This window comes from Streptomyces sp. URMC 129, assembly GCF_051386415.1.
Classification (GTDB): domain Bacteria; phylum Actinomycetota; class Actinomycetes; order Streptomycetales; family Streptomycetaceae; genus Streptomyces.
Genome location: NZ_JBPQTQ010000075.1, coordinates 1 through 23172 on the forward strand (window position 1 = coordinate 1; position 23172 = coordinate 23172).

The following is a 23172-nucleotide window of genomic DNA, read 5'->3' on the forward strand; positions in this document are numbered from 1 at the left end:
TGTGTATAAGAGACAGCCCTCTCGCCGCCCCGCAGGCCTCCGCACCGTCCGGCCCCCGGCATGCCAGCGGCATATCCAGATCATCATCCTGTGGGCAACACTTCACAACCGGGAAGAACCTTTGGGGAATGCTTCCACGAAAGGGTTAATTTCGTGCGCGTACGCATGGGACTGGCAACCACCGGGGACACCTCATGAGTCCAGGAGGATGACCGATAGGAGCAATGGGGTGGGAACCTCCGACACTGTACGTTCATGCCCATTCGACTTTGCCGAGGGCGTGGAATTCGATCCGTTGCTGAGGCAACTAATGACCGAGGCACCGATCTCCCGCATCACGATGGCCTATGGCCAGGGGGAAGCGTGGCTGGTCACCCGGTTCGAGGATGTCAGGACCGTCACGACCGACCGGCGGTTCAGCCGGGCGGCGGTCGCGGGGAAGGACTTCCCGCGCATGACGCCCGAGCCGATCGTGCAATCCGAGTCCATCAACCTGCTCGACCCGCCGGAGAGCAGCCGGCTGCGCCGCCTGGTGTCCCAGGCGTTCACGGCGCCGCGCGTCGAGGCGATGAAGCCGAAGACGCAGCGGATCGTGGACGCGCTGCTCGACGAGATGGCCGACCACGGCCCGCCCGCGGACGTCGTCAAGCACCTGTCCTCGCGACTGCCGCTGACGACCATCTGCGAGGTCCTCGACATCCCGGAGAGCGACCGGCCCGAACTGCGCCGGCGCGCGATGGAGATGATGACCATCGGGGCGGCGACCCGTGAGACGGCCGTCAAGGCCAAGGCCGAGCTCAGGGCCTACTTCTCGGAGCTGACCAAGATCCGCCGGGAGAACCCCGGGGACGACCTGATCAGCTCCCTGGCCACCGCCAGGGACGGCGACGAGATCCTGGGCGCCGACGAGTTGACCGTCATGGCCATGGTCCTGCTGATGACCGGCCACGACACGAGCACCTATCAGCTCAGCAACATCACCTACACCCTGCTGACGCACCCCGACCAGCTCGCGAAGGTGCGAGCCCGGCCGGAGATGCTGCCGCAGGCCCTGGAGGAGCTGCTGCGCTGGATCCCGTTCCGCAAGGGCGTGGGCATCCCCCGTATCGCCACGGAGGATGTCGAGCTCGGCGGCGTGACCATCAAGGCGGGCGACACGGTCCACGTGTCGTACCTGGCCGCGAACCGGGATCCGAAGCGTTTCGACCGTCCGGACGAGCTGGACCTGGAGCGGGCCCCGCTGCCCCACATGACCTTCGGGTGGGGTGCGCACCACTGCGTCGGTTCGCCGCTGGCCATCATGGAGATCCAGTTGGCCATCGGGACCATGCTCGACCGTTTCCCGGGGCTGGAGCTGGCAGTGCCGGCCTCGGAAGTGCGCTGGAACACCGAGTCCATCTGGCGCTATCCGCATGAGCTCCCGGTCTCTTGGTGACCGGGATTATCGCTGACACAGCCATCGATGCCGCGACGGACTCCACCGGGAGTGCGTGCGGCACGGGGAGGGGATCATGGCAACGCTGTGCCGACCGTCCATCGCGGTCCCGGAGAATGTGCTCACCAACGAGGAAACCCTGGAGCTGGCGCGCAAGATGCACGCCGACCACCCGCAGCTCCGCCTCGCACTGCGGCTGATCGAGAACACCGGGGTGCGCACCCGGCACATCGTCCAGCCCATCGAGGAGACGCTGAAGCACCCGGGTTTCGAAGCCCGTAACAAGGTCTACGAGGCCGAGGCCAAGCGGCGCGTGCCCCCGGTCGTGTACAAGGCGCTGGACAACGCCGGGCTCGGCGTCCAGGACATCGACCTGATCGTCTACGTCTCGTGCACCGGGTTCATGATGCCGTCGCTGACGGCCTGGCTCATCAACACCCTGGGATTCAAGCCGGAGACCAGGCAGTTGCCGATCGCGCAGCTCGGCTGTGCGGCCGGTGGCGCGGCGATCAACCGCGCGCACGACTTCTGCCTGGCCTACCCCGACGCCAACGTGCTGATCGTGGCCTGCGAGTTCTGCTCGCTGTGCTACCAGCCGACCGACCTTGGCGTGGGGAACCTGCTGTCCAACGGTCTCTTCGGGGACGCCGTCGCCGCCGCCGTCATGCGCGGCAAGGGCGGCACCGGCATGCGGCTGGAGCGGAACGGCTCGCACCTCGTGCCGGACACGGAGGACTGGATCTCCTACGCGGTGAAGGGCACGGGCTTCCACTTCCAGCTGGACAAGCGAGTCCCGACCACCATGAAGATGCTGGCCCCGGCGCTGCGCACGCTCGCCACCCAGCACAACTGGGACGTCTCCGGGCTCGACTTCCACATCGTGCACGCCGGCGGTCCCCGGATCCTCGACGACCTGTGCTACTTCCTCAACGTGGATCCGGAGATGTTCCGCTTCAGCAGGGCCACGCTCACCGAACGCGGCAACATCGCGAGCTGCGTGGTCTTCGACGCCCTCGACCGGCTCTTCGAACACGGCGGGGTCGAGGACTCCGCCCGGGGGCTGATCGCGGGCTTCGGCCCCGGTATCACCGCCGAGATGGCGCTCGGCCGGTGGGTCACGTCCGACCAGACGACCCTCGGCGAGCAGGCACCGGCGCGGGAGGCCGAGCAGGCCGGCGTGGCCTGACCGAACGATCCGCGGGTCAGCGGCGGGCGAAGTAGGCCGACACCACCCCGGTGTGGGTGGGGAAGGCCAGCTCCGCCGGCTCCCGCAGGATGAGCCACTCGGTGGCCTCGGCGGTGGCGGAGGGTGCCGGCAGGGAGCTCGCCTCCCTGACCGGCAGCAGGGCGAAGAGGTTCAGCGTCCGGTCCGCGCTCAGCACGTCGAAGAGCGTGGCCTCCGCCGCCGTCGCGGTCAGTCCGGTCTCCTCCCAGAGCTCCCGGACAGCGGCCTGCTGCCAGGTCTCACCGAGTTCCATATAGCCGCCGGGCAGGGCGAGTTCACCACGGCACGGCTCGATGTCGCGCCGTACGACGACGAGCCCTCGCCCGGCGTCGTCCCGCACGGGAAGCAGCGCGACGGCGACGGGCAGCGGGTTGGCCCACTGGGTCTCCCCGCAGCCGGGGCAATCCCTCGGCCACCCGTCGTCGGCCGCGTAGCCCGTTCCGCAGTAGGGACAGTGTTTGACAATACGGCCGTATGTGTACACCATCGGCAGCTCGCACCCGCCCTTTCCTCGACCCGACCTGCGAGCTTAGCGAAACGCCGGACGGGGCGTGACCAGTCGGCGGGCGCTCCGGCGCCCCGGGGAGTTGACTTGAGGGCGTGGACTGTCTCTTCTGCGCGATCGCCGCCGGGGACGCCCCCGCGCACCGGGTGCTGGAGGACGAGCGGGTGGTGGCGTTCCTCGACGCCAGGCCGTTGTTCCCCGGGCATGTGCTCGTGGTGCCCCGCGCGCACACCGGGACCCTGACCGACCTGCCCGAGCCGGACGTCGGGCCGTTCTTCGCCCGCGTGCGGCGGACGGCGGCGGCCGTGGAGCGGGCCCTGGGGGCCGAGGGGTCGTTCGTGGCCGCCAACAACCGGGTCAGCCAGTCCGTGCCGCACTTCCACGTGCACGTGGTGCCGCGCCGCCGCAAGGACGGCCTGCGCGGCTTCTTCTGGCCGCGCACCCGCTACGCGGACGACGCCGCGGCGGCGGAGGTGGCCTCCCGGATCCGGCAGGCGCTCATCGCGGGTAGCGGTGCCCCGGGGTGAGGACCTCGTCCAGGTCGAACCGGACCGGCTCCTCCAGCTGCGCGTACGTGCAGTCGCCGGGATCGCGGTCGGGCCGCCAGCGGCGGAAGCGCGCGGTGTGCCGGAAGCGGTCGCCCTGCATGTGGTCGTACGCCACCTCGCAGACACGCTCCGGGCGCAGCGGCACCCACGACAGGTCCTTCCGCCCGGTCCAGCGGCTGGGCCCGCCCGGCATCCGGCTCTCGGCGTGGGCCTCCTCCCGCACCCAGTCGGCCCACGGGTGGCCCTCGACGTCGTCCATCACCAGGGGCTCCAGCTCCGTCATCAGCTCCTGCCGCCGCTTCATGGGGAACGCGGCGCAGACGCCGACGTGCTGGAGGCGCCCGGAGCCGTCGTACAGGCCGAGCAGCAGCGAGCCCACCACCGGGCCGGACTTGTGGTGGCGCAGTCCCGCGACCACGCAGTCGGCGGTGCGCTCGTGCTTGACCTTGACCATCACCCGCTCGTCCGGGCGGTAGCGCAGGTCGAGCGGCTTGGCGACGACGCCGTCGAGTCCGGCCCCCTCGAACCGCTCGTACCAGCTCTGGGCCACCGCCAGGTCACGGGTGGCGGGGGCGACGTAAACCGGCTCCCGGGCGTCGGCGAGGGCGGCCGTGAGGGCGGCGCGGCGCTCGCTCAGGGGCGTCTCCAGCAGCGAGTCGTCGCCGAGGGCGAGCAGGTCGAAGGCGACGAAGCCGGCGGGGGTGCGCCGGGCCAGCTCCCGCACCCGGGAGTCGGCGGGGTGGATGCGTTCCAGGAGCGCGTCGAAGTCGAGCCGGCCGTCGCGGGCGATGACGATCTCGCCGTCCACGACGCAGCGCCCGGGCAACTGGGCGCGCAGCCCCTCGGCCAGCTCCGGGAAGTAGCGCGTGAGGGGCTTGGTGGTGCGGCTGGCGATCTCGATCTCGTCGCCGTCGCGGAAGACGATGGCCCGGAAGCCGTCCCACTTGGCCTCGTAGTGCATGCCCGCGGGGAGGCGCGCCTGCGGCTTGGCGAGCATCGGCTTGACGGGCGGCATCACCGGGAGGTCCATGTGCCGGATTCTGGGCGCGGGCCGCGCCCGGCGCCCGCCGGCGGGCGCGTTCGGGTGCGGCGGCCTACGGTGGCGGTATGGGCGGTGGCCAGAAGAGCGGCGCGCTGGAGCTCACGGTGGGTGAGCGGACGGTGCGGCTGTCGAACCCCGACAAGGTGTACTTCCCGGAGCGCGGATTCACCAAGCTGGACGTCGCCCGGTACTACATCGCGGTGGGCGAGGGCGTCGTGCGGGCGCTGCGCGACCGGCCGACGACGCTGGAGCGGTTCCCGGAGGGCGTGACGGGCGAGTCGTTCTACCAGAAGCGGGCGCCGAAGAACCTTCCGGAGTGGATCCCCACCGGAAGGATCGCCTTCCCCAGCGGCCGGTACGCGGACGAGATCTGCCCGACCGAGCCCGCCGCGGTGGTGTGGGCGGCGAACCTGGGCTGTCTGACGTTCCACCCCTGGCCGGTGCGGCGCTCCGACACCGACCATCCGGACGAGCTGCGGATCGACCTGGATCCGCAGCCGGGCACGGACTACGCGGACGCGGTGCGGGCGGCGACCGAGCTGCGGGGGCTGCTGGAGGAGCTGGGGCTGCGCGGCTGGCCGAAGACCTCGGGCGGCCGGGGGCTGCACGTGTTCGTGCCGATCGTCCCGGAGTGGACGTTTCCGCAGGTGCGGCGGGCCGCGATCGCGATCGCCCGGGAGCTGGAGCGGCGGGCGCCGGAGCGGATCACCACCGCGTGGTGGAAGGAGGAGCGGGGGGCGAAGATCTTCGTGGACTACAACCAGATGGCCCGGGACCGGACCATCGCCAGCGCCTATTCGGTGCGGCCCCGGCCCCGGGCGCCGGTGTCGGCCCCGCTGCGGTGGGAGGAGGTGCCGGACGCCGTGCCGGAGGACTTCGACCTGGCGACCATGCCGGTCCGGTTCGCGGACGTGGGGGACGTGCACGCGGAGATGGCGGAGCACGCCTGCCGGCTGGAGGCGGTGCTGGAGCTGGCGGAGCGTGACGAGCGCGAGCACGGCCTCGGCGACCTGCCGTACCCGCCGGACCACCCGAAGGCGCCCGGCGAGCCGACGCGGGTGCAGCCGAGCCGGGCCAGGCGCCCGCGGCCCGCGCCCGAGCCGCCGTCCGGCTGACCCGGGCGCGTCCCTGCCCGGGGGCGAGCGGCGCGGCAAGGGGCTTGTCCTGGAGTGCGCTCCAGCTCGTAGCGTGCGTTCCGGGAAACCGCCGAGCGATGACCGGAGGAAGGCACACGCATGCGCCTGGGAATGCACTTGGTCGACTGGGGCTACGAGGGGGGTCCGGCCGCCATCGGACCCGAACTGGCCCGGGTGGGCGAGCAGGTCGAGGAGGCCGGGGTCGTCTGGCTGTCCGCGATGGACCACTACTTCCAGATGGAGCACCGCGCACCGGCCGAGGAGCCGATGCTGGAGGGCTACACCACCCTGGGCTACCTCGCGGCCCACACCTCGACCGTCCGGCTCGGCCTGCTCGTCACCGGAGTGACGTACCGTCACCCGGCGCTGCTGGCCAAGATCGTGACCACGCTGGACGTGCTCTCCGGCGGCCGGGCCGCACTCGGCATCGGCGCCGCCTGGTACGAGCGGGAGCACCGCGGCCTCGGCGTGCCGTTCCCGCCGGTCGCCGAGCGGTTCGAGCGGCTGGAGGAGACGCTGCGGATCTGCCTGCGGATGTGGGACCCGGCGGAGAACGGGCCGTTCGAGGGGCGGCACTACCGCCTGGCCGAGACGCTCTGCTCCCCGCCGCCCGTCAGCAGCCCCCGCCCCGACGTGCTCATCGGCGGTGGCGGTGAGCGCAAGACGCTGCGCCTGGTGGCGCGGTACGCGGACGCCTGCAACCTGTTCGCCTCCTCCCGCGCCGAGGTGGCCCACAAGCTGGACGTGCTGCGGCGCCACTGCGAGGAGGCGGGCCGCGACGAGGCGACGGTCCGCAAGACCGTCATCAGCCCCGTGAGCCCGCTGGATCGCGGTGACGTGGACGGGTTCGTCGCCGCGATGGAGCCCTACGCCAGGCTCGGGGTCGACACCGTGATCGTCATCCCCCCGGCCGTGCGGCCCGCCGGCTGGATCGAGCGCGTCGGCGCGCCCGCCGTCCGGAAGCTGGCCGAACTGCCGGGCGCCTGACGGGCGTTCACGGCTTGCGCCCGACGCCGCCCACGTGACCCACGTCGGAGGGCGGGCCGCCGACGACGGCGGTGTCGGGACGCCAGCGCGTCACCGGCACGACGCCGGGCGGCACCAGGTCCAGACCGTCGAAGAAGCCGCCGATCTGGTCCGGCGTCCGCAGGTGGTACGGGACCGCGCCGGACTCGTTGTAGGCGCGCTGCGCCCGCCGGAACGCCTCGTCGGTGTCGGAGCCCTCGTTGAGCGAGAGGTAGCTGCCGGAGGGCAGTCCCGCCATGAGCCGCCGGACCAGGGAGCGGGCCTCGGCGTAGTCCGCGACGTGGCCCAGGATGCCGCTGAGGATCAGCGCCACGGGGCGCGCCAGGTCCAGGGTCCGGCCGGCCCGCGCGAGGATGTCCTCCGGCTCGCGCAGGTCCGCCTCCAGGTAGTCGGTGACGCCCTCCGGTGTCGAGGTCAGCAGGGCGTGGGCGTGCAGCAGCACCAGCGGATCGTTGTCGACGTAGACGACGCGGGACTCGGGCGCCACCCGCTGCGCGAGCTGGTGGGTGTTGTCCGCCGTGGGCAGGCCGGTGCCGACGTCGAGGAACTGCCGCATGCCCGCCTCCGCGACGAGGTAGCGCAGGGACCGGGCGAGGAACGCGCGGGAGGCGCGGGCGATGCCCGTGATGCCGGGGAACGTCTCCCCGTACCGGTCGCCGGCGGCCCGGTCGACCTCGTAGTTGTCGGTGCCGCCGAGCCAGTAGTTCCAGATGCGGGCCGAGTGCGGCACCGAGGTGTCGATCTTCGACACCGGGTCCGGGCGGCCCGCGGACGCGTCGTCAGTCACCGCCCCAACGTAACCGCGGGCGCGGGGGCCCGCCCGGCGGGCGGCTCCGGCCGGGGCGCCGGGCGCGTCAGGGCCGTGGCGCCCGCGCGACGATCACCTCCACCGCCCGGTCGATGTCGCCGCCGGTGAGGTCGGCGCGGGCGGTCAGCCGGAGCCGGGAGACGCCGTCCGGCACGGACGGCGGCCGGAAGCAGCCGACCGCGACCCCGGCCTCCCGGCAGCGCGCCGCCCAGGCGAACGCCGCCTCCGGCGACGGCGCCAGCACCGACACCACGGCGGAGTCGGGGCGGGTGGCGGCCAGCCCGGCGGCCGACAGCCTGCGGTGCAGTTCGGCGGCCACGTCCCGGACGCGGGACGCCCGGCCGGGCTCCCGGCGCAGCAGCCGCAGCGCGGCCAGCGCTCCCCCGGTGGCGGCGGGGGCGAGCCCGGTGTCGAAGATGAAGGTGCGCGCGGTGTTGAGCAGGTGCTCGACGACGCGGGCCGGACCGAGCACGGCGCCGCCCTGGCTGCCCAGCGCCTTGGAGAGCGTGATGGTGGTGACGACGTCCGGCGCCCCGGCCAGCCCGGCGGCGGCCACGGCGCCCCGGCCGCCGTCGCCGAGCACGCCGAATCCGTGGGCGTCGTCGACGACGAGGGCGGCCCCGGCGTCCCGGCACACGGCGGCGAGCGCGGCCAGCGGCGCGGCGTCCCCGTCGACCGAGAAGACGGAGTCGGTGACCGCCAGCGCCCGCGCCGGGTGGCCGTCGAGGGCCTTGCGGAACGCGAGGGGGTCGGCGTGCGCGACGACGGCGACCTCGGCGCGGGACAGGCGGCAGCCGTCGATGAGCGAGGCGTGGTTGGCCGCGTCGGAGACGATCAGCGAGCCCCGGCCGCTGAGCGCGGTGAGCGCGGCGAGGTTGGCGGCGTAGCCGGAGGCGAACACCAGGGCGGCCTCGAACCCGGTGAACGCGGCCAGCTCCGCCTCCAGTTCGGCGTGCAGGGCGGTGCTGCCGGTGACCAGCCGGGAGCCGGTGGCGCCGGCGCCCCAGCGCAGGGCCGCGTCGGCGGCGGCGGCCGTCACCTCGGGGTGCCGGGTCAGGCCCAGGTAGTCGTTTCCGGCCAGGTCCAGGACGGCCGCGTCGGCGGGCCTCGGGCGCACCTCGCGCACCAGCCCTGCGCGCCGCCGGGCGCCGTGCGCGGAGTCCAGCCAGTCGAAAACCCGGCCGTACGCTTGGTCGTGCACCGGCGACCGCCCTTCGTCTGTTGTGGGTTACGCATAAAACGTAGTGCCCGTCGAGTCCTGGGAGCATGTGGTGATAGACACACGTCCAGGAAGCCCTCTTGTAGCTTTCCTCCTTGGACCGGCCGGGGCGCATGCGTCAGGATCGGCGCCATGGACCTGTTGAACGCCCTGGTGGACAAGGGCCTCCGCCGCGAACTGCCCACCCGCGAGGAAGCGCTGGCCGTGCTGGCCACCTCCGACGACGAGCTGCTCGACGTGGTCGCGGCGGCCGGGAAGGTCCGCCGCCAGTGGTTCGGGCGGCGGGTGAAGCTCAACTACCTGGTCAACCTGAAGTCCGGGCTCTGCCCCGAGGACTGTTTCTACTGCTCCCAGCGGCTCGGGTCGAAGGCCGACGTGCTCAAGTACACGTGGCTGAAGCCGGAGGAGGCCGCCGACGCCGCCAGCGCGGGTGTGGCGGGCGGCGCCAAGCGGGTCTGCCTGGTCGCCAGCGGCCGGGGTCCCACCGACCGCGACGTGGACCGGGTGTCGGAGACGATCTCCGCGATCCGCGAGCGCCACGGGGACGTCGAGGTGTGCGCCTGCCTCGGGCTGCTCTCCGACGGCCAGGCCGAGCGCCTGAAGGAGGCCGGCGCCGACGCGTACAACCACAACCTCAACACGTCCGAGGCCACGTACGGCGACATCTGCACCACCCACGACTTCTCCGACCGGGTCTCCACCGTCAAGCAGGCCCAGGCGGCCGGGATGTCGGCCTGCTCCGGGCTGATCGCGGGCATGGGCGAGAGCGACGAGGACCTGGTGGACGTCGTCTTCGCGCTGCGCGAGCTGGACCCGGACTCGGTCCCGGTGAACTTCCTGATCCCGTTCGAGGGCACGCCCCTGGCCAAGGAGTGGAACCTGACCCCGCAGCGGGCGCTGCGCATCCTGGCCATGGTCCGCTTCGTCTGCCCGGACGCCGAGGTGCGGCTGGCGGGCGGGCGCGAGCAGCACCTGCGCACGCTGCAGCCGCTCGCGCTGCACCTGGTCAACTCGATCTTCCTGGGCGACTACCTGACCAGCGAGGGCCAGGCCGGGCAGGCCGACCTCGCCATGATCGCCGACGCCGGGTTCGAGGTGGAGGGCGCGGAGACCACCACGCTGCCCCAGCACCGCCGGGAGGATCTGGTCGCGGTGCGCCGCCGGGGAACGGGCACGGAGCTGCCGCCCAATGCCTGAGGCTCCCGAGCCGAACGCGAAGCTGTCGGCGGACGACGTGCTGGCCCTGGACCGGCACCACGTCTGGCACCCCTACGGCCCGATGCCCGGCCGGCAGGACCCGCTGGTCGTGGAGTCGGCCTCGGGCGTGCGCCTGCGGCTGGCCCGGCCGGCCTGGGGCCGCCGGGAGCTGGTGGACGGGATGGCGTCGTGGTGGTCCGCCGTCCACGGCTACAACCATCCCGTCCTCAACGCGGCGGCCCGGGACCAGCTCGACCGGATGAGCCACGTGATGTTCGGCGGGCTGACGCACGAGCCGGGGGTGCGGCTCGCCAAGCGGCTGGTGGACATCACGCCCCGGCCGCTGGAGCACGTGTTCCTGGCCGACTCCGGCTCGGTGTCGGTCGAGGTCGCGATCAAGATGTGCCTGCAGTTCTGGCGCTCGGCCGGCCGGCCCGCCAAGCAGCGGCTGCTGACCTGGCGCGGCGGCTACCACGGCGACACCTGGCACCCCATGTCGGTGTGCGACCCGGACGGCGGGATGCACGCCATCTGGTCCGGGGCGCTGCCCCGCCAGGTCTTCGCGGACGCCCCGCCGTCGGGCTTCGACGCGGAGCCCGACGAGGCGTACGCGCGCCACCTGCGGGAGCTGATCGCGCGCCACGCGGACGAGCTCGCCGCGGTGATCGTGGAGCCCGTGGTGCAGAACGCGGGCGGGATGCGCTTCCACGCGCCCGGCTATCTGCGGATCCTGCGCGAGGCGTGCGACGAGCACGGCGTGCTGCTGGTGTTCGACGAGATCGCCACGGGCTTCGGCCGCACCGGCACGCTGTTCGCGGCGGAGCACGCGGGTGTGACGCCGGACGTGATGTGCGTCGGGAAGGCCATGACCGGCGGCTACCTGACGATGGCCGCCACCCTGTGCACCCCGCGCGTGGCGGAGGGGATCTCCCGGGGCGAGGTGCCGGTGCTCGCGCACGGGCCGACGTTCATGGGCAACCCGCTGGCCGCCGCGGTCGCGGACGCCTCGATCGGGCTGCTGCTGGCCGGGGACTGGGCGGGCGACGTGGCCCGGATCGGGGCCGGGTTGCGGGCCGGGCTGGCCGGGGCGGCCGGGCTGCCGGGGGTCCGGGACGTGCGGGTGCTCGGCGCGATCGGCGTGATCGAGCTGGACCACCCGGCCGACATGGCGGCGGCCACCCGCGCGGCGGTCGGCGCGGGCGTGTGGCTGCGCCCGTTCGGCCGCCTGATCTACACCATGCCGCCGTACGTCACGGACGACGAGGATGTCGCCCTGATCTGCGCGGCGGCGTGCGCGGCGGCCGGGGCCGCATGAGCGGCGGCGGCACAGGCCGGCCGGGCGGCACGGCGGCGGGACGACGGAGGACGCGATGACGGACGCGGCGGAGCGGGACAGACCGGCCGGGGAGATCCTGGTCGTCTCGGGCACGGGCACCGAGATCGGCAAGACGGTGGTGACGGCGGCCATCGCCGCCGTCGCGCTGGCGGCGGGCCGCTCCGTCGCGGTGCTCAAGCCCGCCCAGACCGGCATCGCGCCCGGCGAGCCCGGCGACACCGCCGAGGTCGCCCGGCTGGCCGGCGCCGCCGTGACCACCGCCGAGCTGGTCCGTTTCCCCGAGCCGCTGGCCCCCGCGACGGCCGCCCGCCGGGCCGGTCTGCCACCGGTCCGCCCGGCGGAGGTCGCCAAGGCGGCCGAGGAGCTGGCCGGCCGCCACGACCTGGTGCTGGTCGAGGGCGCGGGCGGGCTGCTGGTGCGGTTCGACGACGAGACGGGCGCGACGCTGGCGGACGCCGCCCGGCTGCTGCGCGCGCCGGTCCTGATCGTCGCCCAGGCCGGGCTCGGCACCCTCAACACCACGGCCCTGACGGCCGAGGCACTGCGCGCCCGGGGCCTGGCCTGTCCCGGGGTGGTCATCGGAAGCTGGCCGGCCGCCCCGGACCTGGCGTCGCTGTGCAACCTGGCCGACCTGCCCTCGGCGGCCGGCGCCCCCCTCATCGGCCGCGTCCCGGGGGGCGCGGCGGCTCTGCCCCCCGAGGAGTTCCGCGCCCGCGCGGCCTCCTGGCTGACCCCAGCGCTCGGCGGCCGGTGGCACGGCCCCGACGCGGGCTGACCGGGCCTCCCGCGCGCCCGGTCCACCCGCGGCCCTCTCCCCCGGCGGTCCGGAGCCGGTCCGGGGTCCTGCCCCGGGGGTCGCCCCCCGGAGTGATCCCGAGCGGTCCGATCCGGCGCGCGGGCCGGAAGCCCGCCCGCCCCGGCCCCGGCACCGGACGTCGCCCCACGGCCCGCGACCGGCCGCGTCAGCGGGCCCGGCCCCGGGGTGGACCGGCGGCGTCCGCGGTGCCCTTCCGGGCCCGGCCGGTGAGACGCCGGCCGAACCGGCCGAACGCGCCGGGCCGGGCGAAGGCGCGGAACTCCACCGCCCAGCGGGCATCCGCCCGCTCCAGCTCCGCCTCGACGGCGCGGAGTGCCGCGTCGGACAGGGTCCGCGCGACCGGACGCAGCACGCCCTCCAGCAGGTGCGAACGGGTCTCCTGCCAGGCCGCGTTGGTCTGCGGATAGGAGCTCCACGCGACGAAGCAGTGGGCCACGTAGGCGGGCGCGGTGCGCAGCCGGGCGGCCACCCGGTCGGAGGCGGCGGCCCGGCCGTACGCCGCGATCAGCCCGGCGTCGCCGCTGTGGACGAGCGCGCGCAGCTCGTCCTCCGGCCGGTCCTCGGCGAGCAGCCGGAACGCGAGCGCGCCGTGGGCCCGTTCGAGCACGGTGGGCTCCACCGGCTCCGCGGCGGCCCGCAGCGACCGCACCCGCTCGACCCAGCCCTGGGGAACGGCGGTCCCGCCGCCGAGTTCGCGGGCGAGGTCGAGGAGCTGGAGCGCCCGGCGTTCGCGGGGTCCCAGGTCGCCGGAGAAGCCGCGCAGCAGATCGTGGGCGAGGGCGGGCACGTCGGGGTCGTCGGCGGCCCCCTGGAGCGCGGCGGCGACGAGGCCGGCCCAGGTACCGGCCGCGAGGTGCGCGCTGGAGCCGTTCTCGCCGAGCATCGCCCGCGCCTCCCCGGCCGTCGGCCGGTCACCGCCCCACACCAGCCGGACGGCGGTGCGCAGCACCGTGGGCTCGGCCATCGGGGAGACACGGCCGGCCCGCAGCACGGCGTTCAGGACGGCGACACGGTCACCGTGGGCCACCGCCGCCGCCCGGGGCGCCTCGGCACACATCCGCAGGTGCGGCAGGACCTGGCTGGCGGTGAACGGCACCGGGACCCCGGCGAGCAGCCGGGCCACGGCGAGCGGGTCGCGCCGGGCGAGCGAGTCCAGCTCGGACAGCAGCAGGGCACGGAGGTCGAACCGCTCCTCCAGGGCGAGCCGCACGGCGGGCGCGCCGGCCGCGTCCGGGTCCGCCACCAGCGCGGCGGCGAGGCGGCGCGCCACGCCGGGCAGCAGCTCGGCGCAGTCGACACCGAGCAGTTCGGCGGCGCACAGCAGTTCGGCCGTCCGCGCGGGGCCGTGCCGGGCGTCCGCGACGCCCGCGCGCAGGTCGGGGCCGAGTTCGGCGGCGAGACGCCGCGCGAGGTCGTCGGTGAGCGGAACGTGCCGCAGGACGTCGAGGCCGGTCGCGGCGCCGGGCGCGCGGACGGCGGCGGTCAGCACGACGGAGACGAGCGGCACCAGCGTGCCGGCCGGCAGGCGGCGGTCGAGCACCGGGAACAGCGCGGTCAGCGCGGCCGTCTCGGCCGCCGTCCGGCTCCCGGCGCGGGCGCCCAGCGCGGCCACGAGACGGGTGAGCCGGTCGCGGTCCAGCGTGTCCGCGTGCTGCCGCGCCCAGTCGGCCGCCGCCGTGCGGCCGTCGGCGTCCAGCTCCAGCCCCGCGCACAGGGCCTCGACCGCGAGCGGACCGGGCGCGAAGGGGCTGCCGGACAGCGCGGCGGCGGCCCGGAACAGCTCGGGTGCCCGGCCCAGCCAGACGCGGGCGGCGATCCGCGCCCAGACGTCCCGCACCGGCGCGCCGGACGCCCGGCCGGTGCAGTCGTGGACACGGTAGCGGCGGGCACGGGCGGCCGGCCCGCCCGCGTCCTCGGGCAGGACCCCGACGATCCGCTGCCGGGCGAGTTCGGGGCGCCGCGTGTAGGTGGTGAACGTCAGCCGGTGCGCGTGCCCGCGCGGCAGCACGGTGCTGGCGAGCGCGATCCAGCGGGCCACGGCGGCGCTGTCGCGTTCGACCACGACGATGGGGGGCGCGGTGTCGTCCTGGCTCACCTGGCGCAGGTCGGCGAAGAAGCCGGCGAGCCACGACGCGCGGGAGGCGGCGAACCCGATCAGCCGGTCCCGGTCCAGACGCCCCGGCACTCCCTCCTCGGGGGCACCGGCACCGCCCCACCGCCGTGACCCCCAGGCGGTGATGGGCAGCGCGTCGCCGGGGAGGGTCGCGCCCGGGGGCAGATGCACGGCGTGGGCGTCGAAGGCCGCCCCGCCCCTGCCGACGACGCGGGCCAGGAGCCGGCTGCCGTCGGACAGCAGACTGAGGCTGAACGCCTCGGGGAACGCGTCCCGCTCGGCGGCCGTGGGCTCGGGCGGGGCATCCGGCGGCGGCTCGTACCCGAGCAGCGCCTCGGCCTCCCGGAGCAGCCACGGGGACGCGCCGGATCCGACCGTTGTGAACCCGGACGAGGACGAGTAATGGAGCCGCGTCAGGTCCACGCTCGGTCCTCCTCGTCGTCGTTCTGCGGGGGCGTACGCGATCCGGACGGGGCGCACGGCTGCCCGCCGCTGTCCGGGTGATGCCAACTCCCCGGAAGAGAGGGGAAGTTGAAGGGGCCGGCGAAGCGGCCTCCCGATCATAGCGGCGCGCGCCCGCCGTCGAGCGCCCTTCTCGCGCCCCCTCGGTCGGTGAACGGCCCCGGGGGGCGGGTTTCCCCGCGCGGCGGGTGGGCACTCGCGGCGGGAGGTGATCGACATGCCCGAACCCGGCAGCAAGAAGTACGACATCCACCGCGCCCACAAGCGGAAGGACGCCGAGAGCCAGGGCGTCCCGGACCGGCACGCCAACCGCAAGGCCAACGAGGACCTCCAGCGCGACCCGCACTGGCGCTCGCGCGGGCCCCGCACCGACCGCGGGCGGGGGCCCGAGAGCGAACGGCCGGGGACCGAGTAGGACGGAGGTGGCGGGACCATGGGCAGGAGCGACAAGACCGCGCGGGCGCTTCTCGACCGGTGCGGCCGGACCTACGCCGAGCAGGCGGGCATCCGGCTGAGGAACACCCCGGGACCGCTGTACCAGGTGCTGGTCCTGGCCCATCTGCTCTCCGCCCGCATCAAGGCGGACGTCGCGGTCGCGGCGGCGCGCGCGCTGTTCGACGCCGGGATGCGGGATCCCCAGCGGATGGCCGAGGCCACGTGGCAGCAACGGGTCGACGCGCTGGGCGTGGGCCACTACCGGCGGTACGACGAGCGGACGGCCACCCAGCTGGGGCAGGGCGCCGAACTGGCGCTGCGCGAGTACGGCGGCGATCTGCGCCGGCTGCGCGGCCCGGACGCGCCGGACCGGCTGCGGGAGTTCCCGGGCATCGGTCCCATGGGCGTGGACATCTTCCTGCGCGAGGTGCAGGCGGTCTGGCCCGAGTACGCGCCGTACATCGACGGCAAGGCGCAGGACGGCGCCGAGCGGGTCGGGCTGCCGCGCTCGCCGAAGACGCTGGGCGGCCTGGTCGCCGGGGACGAGGTGCCCCGGCTCACGGCGGGCCTGGTGCGGGTGGCCCTCGACAAGAAGCTCGCTGAGGACGTGCGGGAGATGGCGGGCCGGTGACCGGGCGACCGGACGTTTCCCGCCCCCGGGTCCTGGGGACCCGACACGAGCACGACGAGCAATCCGGGAGGCGCATCATGGCCGACACCGAAGCGTTCGAAATGGACGCGCTGTGGGCCGAGTTCCACAACGCGGTGAACATGACGTCGCAAGAGCTGGCCGCCTGGCTGCGGACCAGCAGCGCGGGCGAGGAGACCGAGCAGCCGCCCGAGCGGGCGGGCAGCGAGCAGGGGCGCGGTGTGCTGGCCATCCTGCGGAAGCGGCAGATGGACCTCACCGACGCCGACATCGACCTGATGCACGACGTGGTGGACACGGTGCGCGCCGAGCGGACCGCGGGCCCGCGCGGCGACGTGCCGGAACCGGCGTGGCGCTACCGGCTGATGAGCCTGGGCCACGATCCGCTCCGCGCGGAGCGCGAGGACGTGGCCTAGCGACGCGCGCCGCACCCCTTCGACCCGTCGCCCCGCCCGTGTCCTCCAGGCGGGCGGGGCGGCGTGCCGCCGGGGCGTTTCCCGGCTCTCAGCCGTCGGCCGGGCGGGCGATCCGCGAGGGGCCCGGCGCCGGGCCGGCGGTCGCCGGGCGCACGGCGACGGCCTGCCACCAGGAGTCGACGGGGAGCCCCACGGACGGCTCGAACGACTCGCCCGGCCGGGGCACGGCGACCGTCACGTTCTCGCTCTTCGCCTGGCTGACCGTTCGCTCGGCCGGCTCCTCCCACGGGTGCGGCGCCAGGTTGAACGTGCCCCAGTGGATGGGCAGCATGACGCCGCCCGCCGCGCCGCCGGACAGGTCCAGGTGCGCCCGCACCCCTTCCTCCGGGGTCATGTGGATGTCCGGCCAGTACTCGCTGCTGTAGGCGCCGATCTGGATCATCGTGGCGTCGAACGGGCCGTGCCGCTCGCCGATCTCCGCGAATCCCGGGAAGTACCCGGTGTCGCCGCTGTGGTAGATCCGGTGCCGGGGGCCGGTGACGGCCCAGGAGGCCCACAGCGTCTGCCAGCGGTCGCGCAGGCCCCGGCCGCAGAAGTGCTGCCCGGGGGTGGCGGTCAGCGTCAGCCCGCCCACCCGGGCCGACTCCCACCAGTCCAGCTCCGCGATCCGGGCGGCGGGCACGCCCCAGCACTCCAGGTGCGCGCCGACGCCCAGCGGCACGGCGAAGGTGGCCCGGCTCGCGACGAGCCGGCGGATCGTCGGCATGTCGAGGTGGTCGTAGTGGTCGTGGGAGATGACGACGGCGTCCAGCGGGCCCAGCTCGCCGAGCGCGGCGGGGACAGGGTGCAGCCGCCGGGGGCCGATGAAGGAGAAGGGCGAGCACCGCTCGCTCCACACCGGGTCGAACAGCACCCGGTGGCCGTCGATCTCGGCCAGCACGGTGGCGTGCCCGAGCCAGGTGAGCCGGAGCCCGGAGACCGGCGCGTCACCGGGGTCGGCGGCGGCGGGCCGGACGAGGGGCGGCGCGGCGGCCGGGACCCTGCGCAGCCGGTCCGCGCGGCGCAGCATGTCGCGGAGCATCGGCAGCATCTCGCGCGGGCCGCCCAAGTGCACGGGCCGGTCGTTGCGGAAGGCGCCGTCGCGGTACTGCGGCGAGCGCTGGATGCGCGCCATGCGCTCGCCCGCGGGGCGGGCGCCGAAGGAGGCGGGGCGGAGCCTGACGAAGGGGGAGACGCGGGGGGTCTTGCCGGTGGACGAGGACGGCTCGGTCACATGAACCTCCCAGGGTGTGGCTGACGCCACTGTAAGCCATGGGAGTGACATCCCGTCACTGTGCGCGAGAACGGTCCGTGACCACGGGAGTTCCGCGCGGCGCGTACACCCTGGAGAGGACGCGCGGGTCCCGTGGAATCGGCCCGTGGACCGACCGGCCCCCGGGCGGCCCGCCGTACGCTGGCGGCCATGGAAGCGGCACGCGAACTCCCCGGCCGGCGCCCGGCGTGGTCGGACGCCGGGCGGGCGCTGCTGCTGCTGGCACTGTGCGGGGCGAACATCGCCGCGGACCCGGGGCTGCGCGGGGGCGGTCTCGCCGTGCCCGTCGCGGTGACGGCCGCGCTGGCGGTGGGCGTCGAGCTGTGCCGCCGGCTGCCGGAGCGGGCGCTGCTCCTGGCGTTCGCCGTGGTGCTCATCCAGATCGTGTGGGACGACGAGCTGCCGGCCGCCTCGATCGCGCTGTATGTCATCGTCGCCACGGTCGCCGCCCGCGGCGCCCAGTGGGCGGTCCGGCTGTCCCTGTACGGCGGCCTGGCCGCGACCGCGCTGGCCGCGGCGCGGGAGTCGGACGGCCCGGCACGGGCGCTGGAGCTGGCGCTGGTGATGGCGGCGCCGCTCATCCTGAGCTGGGCCCTGGGGTACCGGGCGCGCTTCCTGCGCCGGTACCGGGCGCAGCTCGCGGAGCGGGACGCGGGCCTGGGGCGGATCCGCGCGGCCCGGTGGCGGGCGGCGGTGACCGCGCAGCGGGTGCGGATATGCGAGGAGATGCTGGACGTCGCCGGGCACCGGGTGGCCGGGATGGTCGTCCAGGCGGAGGCCGCCGACCGGGTGCTGGACTCCGCGCCGGGCCGGGCGCGCGAGGCGCTGACCACCATCGCCGGCACCGGGCGGGAGTCGGAGAGCGAGCTGCGCCGGGCACGGCAGCTGCTGCGCGGTCAGGAGTGAGGCCCCACCGGGCCGTCCGGGCGTGACGCGGGCGGCCTCAGCCCGCGGTGACCTGGTCGAGATAGCCGCGGACGACTTTCTTCAGCTCGCGGACGACGGCCTGCCGCTCCGCGCCCTGGGCCACGACGACCATCGGCAGCAGGCCCTTGAACACCTGGGCGGCGATGTGCGCGGCGAGGGTGGCCTCGACGCGGCTGAGGTGGGGGGCGCGTGCGGCGACGAGGTCGGTCACGCCGGTGAGGACCGCGTCCTCCAGCGGCGCGGCGACGGCCCGGAGCGCGGGGGGCTGGTCGGTCCTGGCGTAGAGGGCCTCGAAGCCGGGATGGGCGAGGTTGAAGTCGATCAGCGGGTCCACCACGCGGTCGATGAGCCGGTCCAGGTCGGGGTCGCCCAGGTCGACGCCCTCGAAGGCCGCCGCGTGGGCGGCGGCCAGCGCCACGGCGAAGCGGCGGGCCAGCGCCTCGGCGATCGCCTCCTTGTTGGGGAAGAACTGGTAGAGCGAGCCGGGTGAGATCCCGGCCTCGGCCGAGATCTTGACCGTACTGGCCGCCTCGTAGCCGTGCCGCGCGAAGACCACCGCCGCGGCGTCGAGGATCTGGGCCATCCGCTGCTCGCCGCGCGCCTGCCGCCTGCGCCGCGGTCGCGCCTCCTCATCCGCCACTGCCGCCCGCTCCTCGCGTTTCCCGGGGCCCTCGGGCCCTCGGGTCCTCGGGCCGTTCGTGGTGCCGGTCCTGCCGGGAGCCATGATGGCAGCCCCTTGACAACACGAATGATCATTCGTATTTTGGGGTTCAGGGAAACGCGAATGATGATTCGCGAATCGGCCCTCAGGGGCCGGGAGGGTGGGGCCGATCCATGAGCGAAGCCATCTCCGTGCTGATCACGGGCGCCGGCCGGGGGCTCGGGCTGGCGACCGCCCGGGCGCTGCTCCGGGCGCGCCCGGAGCTGCACGTCGTCGCCGCCGTGCGGGCGGGCCCGGAGGATCTCGCCGCGCGGCTCGCGACCGGGGCCGGGGCCGGGCGGGTGCACGGCCTGCGCTGCGACCTGGCGTCGCTGGGCTCGGTCCGCGCGGCAGGCGAGACGCTGGCCGGGATGCTGGACGCCGGGCGGCTCCCGCCGCTGGGCGGGATCATCGGCAACGCGGCGGTCCAGACGACGACCGCCACCCAGCGGACGGCCGACGGCTTCGAGAGCACCTTCGGGGTGAACGTGCTGGGGCACTATCTGCTGATCCGGCTGCTGCTGGACCGGCTCGCCCCCCGGGCCCGGATCGTGCTGGTCGGCAGCGGCACGCACTTCGGGGACTGCCGGCACAACTGGGGCCTGGCGCCCGGCCCGCGGGCGGCGCCGGTCGAGGTGCTGGCCCGGCCCTGGACGACTCCGGACGCGGACACCGCCGGGGCGGGCCGCGCGGCGTACGCCACGAGCAAGCTGGCCACCGTCCATCTCGCCCACGCGCTCGACCGCCGCACCCCCGGCACGACGGAGGTTTTCTGCTTCGACCCGGGCCTGATGCCCGGCACCGGGCTGGCCCGGCAGGGCACGGCGGTCGAGCGGGCGGCCTGGCACAGCGTCATGCACCTGACGCGGCTGCTGCCGCAGGCCACCGGCCCGCGAGCGGCGGCGCGGAGACTGGCGGCGGCGGCCGTGGGCGCGAGCCCCGGGCCGTCCGGAAGCTATCTGGAGCGTGGCCGCCCCAGACCCTCCTCACCGGCGTCCTACGATCCGGCGCGGGAGGAAGAGCTGTGGGAAACGGCGGCGCGGCTCGTCGGATGTCCCGTTCCGCCCACGGGGCCCCCGGTTTCGGAAGGCGGTCCTTGTGGAACACCGTAAACTCTGTGCGGGGAACAGAAGATCGAAGCGTGAACAGCTGCAAATGTTCACGTTGCCAGGCCGGGATCCGCCACATCCGTCAATTCGGGAATACTGCCTATGCCGAGCCCAGAGGTGCTGAAGCGAGCTTTCGACAGGGGGCGCCGAAAGCGTTCCGCGTTGACGTCGAGGCCACCGCTGATACGTGAGCTGCTGCTGATCGTCGCGCTGTACACGGGCTACAAGGTGGGCCGGCGCGCGGCCAACGGCCAGTTCTCGGAAGCCTTCGAGAACGCGGAGCGGATCTGGGACCTGGAGCGGGCCCTTCGTCTGCCGAGCGAGGCCTGGGTGCAGGACGTGGTCCTGCACAGCGAAACGCTCATCCGCGCCATCAACGTGTACTACGCGACGGTGCACTTCCCGGCCATGGTGCTGTTCCTCGTCTATATGTACTGGCGGCGGCCCGGGCACTACCTCTGGTTCCGCTGGGTGCTCACCTGGCTGACCGGCGCGGCCCTGGTGCTGCACCTGCTGATGCCGCTCGCCCCGCCCCGGCTGTTCCGGACCGGCGACATGGTGGACACCAGCGCGGTCTACGGCCCCGGCGTGTACGAGGAGCCGGATCCCGACTCCATGTCCAACCAGTTCGCCGCCATGCCCTCGCTGCACGTCGGCTGGGCCGTGCTCATCGCCCTCACGCTGATCGTGGCGACCCGCGGCCGGCTGCGCTGGCTGTGGCTGATCCACCCGCTGATCACGGTCCTCGCGGTGATCGCCACCGGTCACCACTACTGGATGGACGGCATCGTGGCCTGCGCGCTGCTGGCGGTCATCGTGGCCGTGCTGCGTCCGCCCCTCGTTCCCCGTCCCCCGGTCGAGGTCCTGGAGCCCGCGGCTCCCCGGCCCGCCGCGGAGAAGCCGCCGCTCCCGCCCGAGCCGGTGCCGACACCGGCCGCAGCGCGTCCGGCACGCCGGGAGAGCTGAGCCCGCGCAGGAGGCCACGAAGGACAGCGGCGCGTCCTGCCCGCCGGTCTCGACCATTTCCGGCGCCTCGTCCCGGCCGTGGCTGCGCCCCCCCGGTCCCCCTCGGGCTCCCGCGGCACGGCGGCCGACGGGGAAACGTCCACGCGCGGGACGGGCCGTGCGGCTGCCGGCCGTGCCGGATCAGGTCTTCCTCGGCCCCGCGCGGAGCGAGATCCGACACGGCTTCCGGCCATGGCTCCCTGGCGCCGTTCCCGGCGAGCCCGTCGACCGTGACACCGGGCGGCGACGGCGCCCGTGGGCGCCCGTACGCTCCCTTGCCGAGCCGTTGCCCGGCCCCTATCGTTGATCCGCCGTACAACTCCCGTGATCAAGGGATCACTTGACGGGGGCGGGGACGGGGGCAGAGAGCAGTTCGGCTCGGGGAGGGAATCGCCCATGACCGCACGTGGACGTCACCGCCGCTACCGGCCCAGTGCCGTGTCCCGCGCCTCGCTCACCGTCACCGCGAGCGGCGCGGGTCTGGCGCTGCCGCTGATCGGCGCGAGCGGCGCGGGCGCCGCCTCGGCCGACACCTGGGACGAGGTCGCCCAGTGCGAGAGCGGCGGCCGGTGGGACATCAACACGGGCAACGGCTACTTCGGCGGCCTGCAGTTCCTCCAGAGCACGTGGGAGGCATACGGCGGTACGGAGTACGCGCCGCGCGCCGATCTCGCCACGCGTGACCAGCAGATCGCCGTCGCCGAGAGGGTCCTCGACGGCCAGGGCCCCGACGCCTGGCCCACCTGCTCCGACGTGGCGGGCCTCGTCCGCGACGGCGTCACCCCCGACACGGCGCCCCCGCCCGCAGCCGAACACCCGGCCGAACCCGCGGCGGCCCAGGCGGCGCCCGCCGCCGCCCCGGCGGGCACCGGGACCCGGACCCCGGCCCGCGACGACGGCGACCTGTACGAGGTGATCAGCGGCGACACCCTGTCCGGCATCGCCGAGACCCACGGCGTCGGCGGCGGCTGGCAGTCGCTCTACGAGCTGAACCGCGCCACGGTCGGCGCCGACCCCGACCTGATCTTCCCCGGCCAGCGGCTCGCGCTGGGCGACGCGGAGCAGTCCGGCGCCGAGGAGGCCGAGGAGGCCGAAGAGCCCGCCGCCGAGCAGCCCGCCGCCGGGGAGACGGCCGAGGACCGCGAGCAGGAGCAGCGCGAGCAGGAGGAGCGCGAGCGCGCCGAGGCCGAAGCGGCCGAAGCGGAAGCGGCGGCCGAGGCCGAGCGGCGCGAGCGCGAGGAGGCCGAGGCGGCGGCGGAGGAGGCCGAGCGGGCGCAGGCCGACCGCGCGGAGGAGCCCCGGCAGGCCGAGCCCGAACGCGCCGCCTACACCGCCCCGGTCAGCGCGAGCACCGGCACCGCCTACCGCGCCACGGGCGGCTCCTGGTCCCTGGGCTACCACACCGGCGTCGACTTCCCCGTCCCCACCGGCACCTCGGTGAAGTCGGTGACCGACGGCCAGGTCGTCTCCGCCGGCTGGTCCGGCTCCTTCGGTTACGAGGTGATCGTCAAGCACGCGGACGGCCGGTACAGCGAGTACGCCCACCTGTCGGCCATCTCGGTCTCCGAGGGGCAGCCGGTCGTCGCCGGCCAGCAGGTGGGCCGCTCCGGCTCCACGGGCAACTCCACCGGTCCCCACCTGCACTTCGAGATCCGCACCGGCGAGGCGTTCGGCACCGACATCGATCCGCTCGCCTACCTCCGGCAGAACGGCGTCTCCCTCTGAATCCGGCCAACCATGGCGTGAAATG

Annotated in this window: 22 protein-coding genes; 15 read left to right on the plus strand and 7 right to left on the minus strand. The window is 74.6% G+C overall.

Annotated features, from left to right (window positions below; translation table 11 throughout):
- The first annotated feature begins 208 nt into the window (after positions 1 to 208).
- A complete protein-coding gene (locus ACSNOC_RS16735; protein WP_436748252.1) occupies positions 209 to 1435 on the plus strand; it encodes a cytochrome P450 in 1227 nt (408 codons plus the stop codon).
- Between the two features lie 76 nt (positions 1436 to 1511).
- Positions 1512 to 2621 carry a type III polyketide synthase gene (locus ACSNOC_RS16740; protein ID WP_436748253.1) on the plus strand — a complete coding sequence of 370 codons (1110 nt, stop codon included), beginning with the start codon at positions 1512 to 1514 and terminating at the stop codon, positions 2619 to 2621.
- 16 nt (positions 2622 to 2637) lie between these two features.
- On the opposite strand, the gene ACSNOC_RS16745 is transcribed toward ACSNOC_RS16740, so the two are convergent.
- The gene (locus ACSNOC_RS16745; RefSeq protein ID WP_436748254.1) at positions 2638 to 3147 is read right to left on the minus strand and encodes an NUDIX domain-containing protein; all 510 of its coding nucleotides are present in this window, start codon (positions 3145 to 3147) and stop codon (positions 2638 to 2640) included.
- Between the two features lie 113 nt (positions 3148 to 3260).
- Here ACSNOC_RS16745 and ACSNOC_RS16750 point away from each other — a divergent pair, with 113 nt between their 5' ends.
- The gene (locus ACSNOC_RS16750; RefSeq protein WP_436748255.1) at positions 3261 to 3692 is read left to right on the plus strand and encodes an HIT family protein; all 432 of its coding nucleotides are present in this window, start codon (positions 3261 to 3263) and stop codon (positions 3690 to 3692) included.
- Here the strand turns inward: ACSNOC_RS16750 and ACSNOC_RS16755 are convergent.
- Entirely contained in the window at positions 3664 to 4743 is a 1080-nt protein-coding gene (locus ACSNOC_RS16755) for an ATP-dependent DNA ligase (protein ID WP_436748256.1), read from the minus strand. The two genes, ACSNOC_RS16750 and ACSNOC_RS16755, sit on opposite strands and share 29 nt — an antisense overlap.
- Positions 4744 to 4820: 77 nt before the next feature.
- On the opposite strand from ACSNOC_RS16755, the gene ligD reads away from it, so the two are divergent.
- Positions 4821 to 5870: a non-homologous end-joining DNA ligase gene (gene ligD / locus ACSNOC_RS16760; RefSeq protein WP_436748257.1), complete on the plus strand. Its 1050-nt coding sequence runs from the start codon at positions 4821 to 4823 to the stop codon at positions 5868 to 5870.
- Positions 5871 to 5990: 120 nt separating this feature from the next.
- Positions 5991 to 6878 carry an LLM class F420-dependent oxidoreductase gene (locus ACSNOC_RS16765; protein ID WP_436748258.1) on the plus strand — a complete coding sequence of 296 codons (888 nt, stop codon included), beginning with the start codon at positions 5991 to 5993 and terminating at the stop codon, positions 6876 to 6878.
- Positions 6879 to 6885: 7 nt separating this feature from the next.
- On the opposite strand, the gene ACSNOC_RS16770 is transcribed toward ACSNOC_RS16765, so the two are convergent.
- Both ACSNOC_RS16770 and ACSNOC_RS16775 read right to left on the minus strand, forming a co-directional pair.
- Complete coding sequence (locus tag ACSNOC_RS16770) at positions 6886 to 7704, minus strand: SAM-dependent methyltransferase (protein ID WP_436748259.1); 819 nt, start codon at positions 7702 to 7704, stop codon at positions 6886 to 6888.
- 67 nt (positions 7705 to 7771) lie between these two features.
- On the minus strand, positions 7772 to 8926 hold the full coding sequence (locus ACSNOC_RS16775) for an 8-amino-7-oxononanoate synthase (RefSeq protein WP_436748260.1): 1155 nt from the start codon (positions 8924 to 8926) through the stop codon (positions 7772 to 7774).
- Positions 8927 to 9076: 150 nt separating this feature from the next.
- On the opposite strand from ACSNOC_RS16775, the gene bioB reads away from it, so the two are divergent.
- The 3 genes from bioB to bioD are packed head-to-tail and all read left to right on the plus strand — an operon-like array spanning position 9077 to position 12252.
- Positions 9077 to 10141, plus strand: coding sequence for a biotin synthase BioB (bioB, locus tag ACSNOC_RS16780; RefSeq protein WP_436748261.1), 1065 nt, complete (start codon positions 9077 to 9079; stop codon positions 10139 to 10141).
- Positions 10134 to 11456, plus strand: coding sequence for an adenosylmethionine--8-amino-7-oxononanoate transaminase (locus ACSNOC_RS16785; protein WP_436748262.1), 1323 nt, complete (start codon positions 10134 to 10136; stop codon positions 11454 to 11456). Before bioB ends, ACSNOC_RS16785 begins: the two co-directional genes overlap by 8 nt.
- A 55-nt stretch (positions 11457 to 11511) precedes the next feature.
- On the plus strand, positions 11512 to 12252 hold the full coding sequence (bioD, locus tag ACSNOC_RS16790) for a dethiobiotin synthase (protein ID WP_436748263.1): 741 nt from the start codon (positions 11512 to 11514) through the stop codon (positions 12250 to 12252).
- A 187-nt stretch (positions 12253 to 12439) separates the two neighbouring features.
- Here the strand turns inward: bioD and ACSNOC_RS16795 are convergent, their stop codons facing one another.
- Entirely contained in the window at positions 12440 to 14830 is a 2391-nt protein-coding gene (locus ACSNOC_RS16795) for a GTPase-associated protein 1-related protein (protein WP_436748264.1), read from the minus strand.
- 256 nt (positions 14831 to 15086) lie between these two features.
- Here ACSNOC_RS16795 and ACSNOC_RS16800 point away from each other — a divergent pair, with 256 nt between their 5' ends.
- From ACSNOC_RS16800 to ACSNOC_RS16810, 3 genes are all read left to right on the plus strand, one after another.
- Complete coding sequence (locus tag ACSNOC_RS16800; protein WP_436748265.1) at positions 15087 to 15284, plus strand: hypothetical protein; 198 nt, start codon at positions 15087 to 15089, stop codon at positions 15282 to 15284.
- An 18-nt stretch (positions 15285 to 15302) separates the two neighbouring features.
- Positions 15303 to 15935, plus strand: coding sequence for an endonuclease (locus ACSNOC_RS16805; RefSeq protein ID WP_436748266.1), 633 nt, complete (start codon positions 15303 to 15305; stop codon positions 15933 to 15935).
- 77 nt (positions 15936 to 16012) lie between these two features.
- Complete coding sequence (locus ACSNOC_RS16810) at positions 16013 to 16369, plus strand: DUF3140 domain-containing protein (RefSeq protein WP_436748267.1); 357 nt, start codon at positions 16013 to 16015, stop codon at positions 16367 to 16369.
- Between the two features lie 88 nt (positions 16370 to 16457).
- Here the strand turns inward: ACSNOC_RS16810 and ACSNOC_RS16815 are convergent, their stop codons facing one another.
- Entirely contained in the window at positions 16458 to 17543 is a 1086-nt protein-coding gene (locus ACSNOC_RS16815) for an MBL fold metallo-hydrolase (RefSeq protein ID WP_436748280.1), read from the minus strand.
- Positions 17544 to 17831: 288 nt separating this feature from the next.
- On the opposite strand from ACSNOC_RS16815, the gene ACSNOC_RS16820 reads away from it, so the two are divergent.
- Complete coding sequence (locus ACSNOC_RS16820; protein WP_436748268.1) at positions 17832 to 18587, plus strand: histidine kinase dimerization/phosphoacceptor domain-containing protein; 756 nt, start codon at positions 17832 to 17834, stop codon at positions 18585 to 18587.
- 37 nt (positions 18588 to 18624) lie between these two features.
- Here the strand turns inward: ACSNOC_RS16820 and ACSNOC_RS16825 are convergent, their stop codons facing one another.
- Positions 18625 to 19248 carry a TetR/AcrR family transcriptional regulator gene (locus ACSNOC_RS16825; protein WP_436748269.1) on the minus strand — a complete coding sequence of 208 codons (624 nt, stop codon included), beginning with the start codon at positions 19246 to 19248 and terminating at the stop codon, positions 18625 to 18627.
- A gap of 194 nt (positions 19249 to 19442) precedes the next feature.
- Here ACSNOC_RS16825 and ACSNOC_RS16830 point away from each other — a divergent pair, with 194 nt between their 5' ends.
- From ACSNOC_RS16830 to ACSNOC_RS16840, 3 genes are all read left to right on the plus strand, one after another.
- Complete coding sequence (locus ACSNOC_RS16830; protein ID WP_436748270.1) at positions 19443 to 20420, plus strand: SDR family NAD(P)-dependent oxidoreductase; 978 nt, start codon at positions 19443 to 19445, stop codon at positions 20418 to 20420.
- Positions 20421 to 20579: 159 nt separating this feature from the next.
- A complete protein-coding gene (locus ACSNOC_RS16835) occupies positions 20580 to 21383 on the plus strand; it encodes a phosphatase PAP2 family protein (protein WP_436748271.1) in 804 nt (267 codons plus the stop codon).
- Between the two features lie 435 nt (positions 21384 to 21818).
- Positions 21819 to 23147, plus strand: coding sequence for a transglycosylase family protein (locus ACSNOC_RS16840; RefSeq protein ID WP_436748272.1), 1329 nt, complete (start codon positions 21819 to 21821; stop codon positions 23145 to 23147).
- Positions 23148 to 23172 lie beyond the last annotated feature (25 nt).